At 44.5% G+C, this 5,627-nt stretch carries 7 protein-coding genes; 4 read left to right on the top strand and 3 right to left on the bottom strand.

All coding sequences use genetic code 11. From position 1 onward, the window contains the following. Nucleotides 1–141 (top strand): HNH endonuclease (locus B9T16_RS25070; RefSeq protein WP_410246042.1); only part of this gene is annotated, 141 nt, incomplete at its 5' end. A 125-nt stretch (nt 142–266) separates the two neighbouring features. Continuing rightward, nucleotides 267–2,636: a response regulator gene (locus B9T16_RS25065; RefSeq protein WP_410246041.1), complete on the top strand. Its 2,370-nt coding sequence runs from the start codon at nt 267–269 to the stop codon at nt 2,634–2,636. On the opposite strand, the gene B9T16_RS25060 is transcribed toward B9T16_RS25065, so the two are convergent. From B9T16_RS25060 to psbN, 3 genes are all read right to left on the bottom strand, one after another. Further along, nucleotides 2,633–3,541: an MBL fold metallo-hydrolase gene (locus B9T16_RS25060; RefSeq protein ID WP_006618390.1), complete on the bottom strand. Its 909-nt coding sequence runs from the start codon at nt 3,539–3,541 to the stop codon at nt 2,633–2,635. The two genes, B9T16_RS25065 and B9T16_RS25060, sit on opposite strands and share 4 nt — an antisense overlap. Nucleotides 3,542–3,544: 3 nt before the next feature. Then, complete coding sequence (gene aroC, locus B9T16_RS25055; RefSeq protein ID WP_006618391.1) at nt 3,545–4,645, bottom strand: chorismate synthase; 1,101 nt, start codon at nt 4,643–4,645, stop codon at nt 3,545–3,547. Nucleotides 4,646–4,747: 102 nt separating this feature from the next. Next, complete coding sequence (psbN, locus tag B9T16_RS25050) at nt 4,748–4,879, bottom strand: photosystem II reaction center protein PsbN (protein ID WP_006618392.1); 132 nt, start codon at nt 4,877–4,879, stop codon at nt 4,748–4,750. A gap of 85 nt (nt 4,880–4,964) precedes the next feature. Here psbN and psbH point away from each other — a divergent pair, with 85 nt between their 5' ends. Further along, entirely contained in the window at nt 4,965–5,168 is a 204-nt protein-coding gene (gene psbH / locus B9T16_RS25045) for a photosystem II reaction center phosphoprotein PsbH (RefSeq protein WP_006618393.1), read from the top strand. A 201-nt stretch (nt 5,169–5,369) separates the two neighbouring features. Next, on the top strand, nt 5,370–5,597 hold the full coding sequence (locus B9T16_RS25040) for a TatA/E family twin arginine-targeting protein translocase (protein ID WP_006618394.1): 228 nt from the start codon (nt 5,370–5,372) through the stop codon (nt 5,595–5,597). The last annotated feature ends 30 nt before the right edge of the window (nt 5,598–5,627 follow it).

The following is a 5,627-nucleotide window of genomic DNA, read 5'->3' as shown; positions in this document are numbered from 1 at the left end:
CCATMAGATTTAATTGAAGTAGAACASWTTGTAYCTAGAAGCCAAGGCGGAAAGGATGAATACAATAATCTCCAATTATTACATCGCCACTGTCACGATGATAAAACAGCTCTTGATGAAGAGATGATGCTGTACTCTTAACAAGGAGGCAGTCAAACTAGGAGCCGTGTGCTGGGAAACTCGCAAGCACGGTTTTGAATGGGAGGGGTAGACCGTGAGGTCTATCTCGACCCCTAATTGTTCACAGTTATTTGGGCATTCCATTGATGGCTCAAAATCAGAAAGCGATCGGGATTTTATCTATCTTAGATGTGAAGCCTTTAGTCCAAGATGAACTAGCGCAAGCTGTCCTCAATATTTTCGCATCCAGGGCAGCTACAGAACTACAAAGAAAATGGGCAGAAGAAGCTAAAAATCAAGCCTATGAAGACCTAGAAATAAGGGTTGAGGAACGAACATCAGCCCTCAAAAATATTAATATTGCCCTGGAAAATCAAATTCAAGAGCGCATGGCTACAGAAATAGCTATGCAACTTATGGCAGACCAGGAGAGAGCCATTAATCGGGTGATTTCACAAATGCGACAAAGTTTGAATTTGGAGGTAATTTTTCAGGCAACTGTTAATGAGTTGCGGACGGCAATTGAAGTAGATCGTGCCCTAATTTATCGGTTTAATGCTGACTGGAGTGGGGTGATAATCAAAGAGTCTGTGAGTCCGGGATGGCAGAAAATTCTGAGCGAAAATCAGGGAGAAGAAGCGACTACACAGAATACAGTAGATGAAGATCATTGTATTGTCAAAAAACTAGGCTCTTCTCACGAATTAATTGAGGATACTTACTTAAAAGAAACTCAGGGAGGGTTTTACTCACGAGAGAAAAGTTGTTGTTGTGTTCAAGATATTTACAATTCGGGTTTTTCGGATTGCTACCTGAAATTTTTAGAACAATTTCAAATCCGCTCATATATCATTAGTCCAATTTTTCAAGGATATCAACTTTGGGGATTATTATGTGTGTATCAAAATGATGGTCCGCGAGAGTGGAAAACGGCAGAATCTAAGGTGGTTACTCAAATTGCTAATCAGCTAGGAGTGGCTGTGAAACAGGCGGAATTGTTCGCACAAACTCAGAAACAGGCGGCGGAGTTAAAACGGGTTGCTGATGCTGCTAATGTTGCTAACCGGGCTAAAAGTGAGTTTTTGGCTAATATGAGTCATGAACTTCGCACTCCTCTTAATGCTATTTTAGGCTTTACTCAATTGCTACAACGCGATCGCACTTTAGCAGCCAAACATCAAGAATATATTAAAATTGTTAATCAAAGTGGGCAACATTTACTAGGGTTAATTAATGATGTCTTGGAGATGTCAAAAATCGAGGCGGGACGGATTACTTGTAACCCGACTGAGTTTGCAATTAAACGCTGTTTACAAGCTATTCAAGTCATGTTGCAACTCAAGGCTGAGTCGAAGGGATTAACTCTCAATTTCCAGGTAGAAGAGTCGGTGCCGAAATTCGTGAGAACTGATGAAAGTAAATTGCGCCAAGTATTGGTGAATTTAATTAGTAATGCTATTAAGTTTACCCGGGAAGGGGAAGTGACTTTAAAGGTGTCGGTTGGTCAAGTTGATGAAGACCTAGGGTTATTTGAGGATAATGGGGTGAGTAATACCTACTTGAGGTTTGAGATTATAGATAGTGGATGCGGTATTGCAACGGAAGAAATTAATGACTTATTCCAAGCATTTAAGCAAACCCAATCGGGTCGAGAATCGCAACAGGGGACGGGTCTGGGATTAGTGATATCTCAAAGATTTGTGAATTTAATGGGGGGTGAAATTCAGGTAAGTAGTGAACTGGGTCATGGTAGTTGTTTTAGTTTCCAAATTCCCGTGGGTGTGGCAGACCAGATGGTTAATGAATCTGAGAATACATTAAATCAGGCTTGTCGGTTAGCACCGGGACAGCAAGACTATCGAATTTTGGTGGTGGAAGATAACCCAGTTAATCGGTTATTACTCACTACATTATTGCAGGATGTGGGTTTTGAGGTTCGGGAAGCTGAAAATGGACAGGAAGCGATCGCACTTTGGCAACAGTGGCATCCCCACTTAATTTTTATGGATATGCATATGCCAGTGATAGATGGGTTTGAAGCCACCCAATATATTAAACAGTCTGAAGTTGATGCTATTCCGGTAGTTGTTGCCATTACAGCCAGTGCCTTTACTGAACAAAGACAAAACTGTATTGATGCCGGGTGTGATGACTTTATTAGTAAGCCATTTCGGCGGGAACAAGTTTTAGAAACCCTGACTAAATATTTGGGGGTCAAATACCAAGTTGATGAACCAAATGCGATCGCCTCTGCCGCCGTAGCCACTTCCGAACCTCAAAACCATGACCATGTAGCCATAAATACCGACACCTTGGCGATGATGCCAGCAGAATGGTTAGAGCAAATCCACTATGCTGCTCAATTAGGAAATGATATGATGATCCTATCTTTGATCAAACAAATTCCCCCAGAGCATTCAGATTTAGCCAAGACTTTAACCAGTATTGTGGAAGACTTTCAATTTGAGCGATTGTTGGAAATGTTGAATTCCGATACTATGGGGAGCGATCGCTAACTATGCACCGGCAAAATCAACCTTTCACGAGCCATAATTGCCTTGGGAAAAACCGCCTGGACTTCATGGCTAATTTGGTCAAGGAAATCATCTGAGTGGCTAGGGTCATGATGAAAAATCACCACCCGTTTCACATCCGCCGCCTCCGCAATTTTCACTGCTTCTTGCCAGGTTGAATGTCCCCAACCCACCTTGGGAGACTTAGGATTATGATATTCCTCATCAGTATACATAGCATCATAAATAAGGATATCAGCCCCCTGAGCCAATTCTACCACATTCTCATCCAAGCCATCAGGCAGATGCTCTGTATCGGAACAGTAGACCACAGTTCGTCCTTGCCAAGTGACACGATACCCCATAGCAGTATTGGGGTGATTCAGTTGTCCGGTTTCAATCTTGATATCATCAAGCATCATAGTGTCCCCCGGTTTCAATTCATAAAACCTCAGATCTGCTTGTAATCCACTCAGGGGAATGGGGGAGTTAGGATGAAGTACGCGATCGATGAAATGCTTTTTCATCGATTCTCCATCTGGGGGGATAGTGCCATAGATATGAAAGCAGTTCCCCGGGGTAAAAGCCGGGGTAAACAGGGGGAAACCCTGGATATGATCCCAGTGGTAATGGGTAAAAAACATATAGGCTTCCATAGGCATTTGTGGTATTAGGGAATCACCCAGGGAGCGTAACCCAGTACCACCGTCAAAAATCAGCCTTTTTCCGGCAATACGCATTTCCAAACAAGAGGTATTACCACCATAGCGGATGGTATCTTTTCCTGGGGTGGGGATACTGCCGCGAACTCCCCAAAACTCCACCACAAAATCATCGGGATTTTGATCACAGGAGTCTGGGTTATCTCGACCAGTTGCCAACACAGAAGATGGGGTGATGGTTTCCATGTTTTAATCTTCAGGATTTAAAGTTCTACACTGACCGTGATCGCGCAATAGATGGTCACAGAGTACCAAGGCAACCATTGCTTCTACCATAGGAACTGCTCTGGGCAAAACACAAGGATCATGTCGTCCTTTTGCTGCCAGAGTGGTTTCCTCGCCCTCACGGGTGACAGTTTTCTGTTCTTTACGAATTGTAGCAGTTGGCTTGAAGGCAACTCGCAAAATTATTGGTTCTCCGTTAGAAATTCCCCCCTGGACACCGCCGGAACGATTGCTCAGGGTGCGGACGGCTCCAGTGTCATCAATATAAAATTCATCATTATGTTGACTACCTGTGAGCATAGTGCCAGCGAAACCAGAGCCGATTTCAAAACCCTTACTAGCGGGTAGGGACATGACGGCTTTGGCTAGGTCTGCTTCTAGTTTATCGAATACTGGCGAACCTAGTCCAGTAGGAGGGTTACGAACTACGCATTCGACTACGCCGCCAATGGAGTCCCCCTGGTCTCTAATGTCTTCAATTAGTTGAATCATCTGTTTGGCGCTGTCGGGGTTAGGACAGCGGACTATATTGCTTTCGACTTGTTCAAGGGTAACGGTTGCCGGCTCGATCGCTGCTTCTAGGTCTTTGATGCGTTTGACATAACCGATGATTTCCACGTTGGCGACCTGTTTAAGGATTTTTTTGGCTATAGCACCTGCTGCTACTCTACCAATAGTTTCACGAGCGGAAGACCTACCGCCGCCTTGCCAATTGCGAATCCCATATTTAGCATCATAGGTAGCATCGGCATGGGAGGGGCGATATTTTTTCGCCATTTCATCATAATCTTGGGGGCGGGTGTCTTTATTTTTGACTATGATCATGATCGGGGTTCCTAGGGTGTGCCCTTCAAATACCCCACTGAGGATTTCGCAGGTGTCGCTTTCTTTGCGAGGGGTGGTAATTTTGCTTTGTCCGGGTCGGCGACGATCTAATTCCTGTTGGATTTCTGAGATGTCCAGGGGGAGGCGGGGAGGACAGCCATCGATGATGACTCCAACCCCCCCACCGTGGGATTCACCGAAGGTGGTGATCCTAAATAAATGCCCAAATGTGTTGCCCATGCTGGTCTTGTCTAAAAGGTTGTAGAGTCTCGATCCTATCAGATCTTGCACTATCAACGGACCGGGCTACAGTCGGTTATGCTCGCAATGCTGCTGCCTCAATTAGTCTTCGTGATCCTCAAAGGGGTCACTGAGTTCTTCCGAGGGAGGACCGAAGGCGGTATAAATGGCATAGGCAGCGATCGCTACCACGGTGGCAGCGAGGGAAATGTTAAGAGCTATTGCAGGTTCCATGATATTTGATTCAATTATGAGCCTTGTTCTTATATAATATTACGAAACATTAAAATTTGCTGTTCAACCCATTTAAAGGTGACTTATGGCACAAAGGACTTGGTTAGGCGATCGACTCAGACCCCTCAACTCAGAATATGGTAAGGTTGCCCCCGGTTGGGGTACTACTCCCCTGATGGGAGTTTTTATGGGGTTATTCTTCGTGTTTCTGTTGATTATCCTACAGATCTATAACTCCTCACTGATTCTCGAAAATGTCAGCGTGGACTGGGCTAACCTAACTCGCTAAGTTGAGGGTCCGGGAGAGGCGCAAATCTACTAACTGGCTAAATTGGCGATCGCTATGGATTTCTGGTCAGGTTTGTTTAATGGCTATGTGCGGCTCTCCCTGGGAATCATATTGAACTAGCGATCGCCATATTTTTAGCCCCAAGTTCCCTGTTAACAGGGACTATACCCTAGGCGACTTCCCAACTACTGGAGACATTAAATGAATATTTTTGGCATGGGTTTACCAGAGATGGCTGTCATCCTGGTATTAGCACTTTTGATTTTTGGTCCGAAAAAATTACCCGAAATGGGTCGCAGTTTAGGAGAGGCGATCCGCAAGTTTCAAGAAGCCTCCCAGGAATTTAAGACCGAGTTTAATCGGGAAGCAGAACAGATCCAAGCTGCTACTCGCCCCCAAAATACTAACTCCGAAAGTGATAATTCTTAGCAGCAATTTTGTCCTCTGCAATGGCTTTAA

This window comes from Arthrospira sp. PCC 8006 (assembly GCF_046480465.1).
Taxonomy (GTDB): Bacteria; Cyanobacteriota; Cyanobacteriia; order Cyanobacteriales; family Microcoleaceae; genus Limnospira; species Limnospira platensis.
This window is presented reverse-complemented; position numbering and strand designations above follow the sequence as displayed.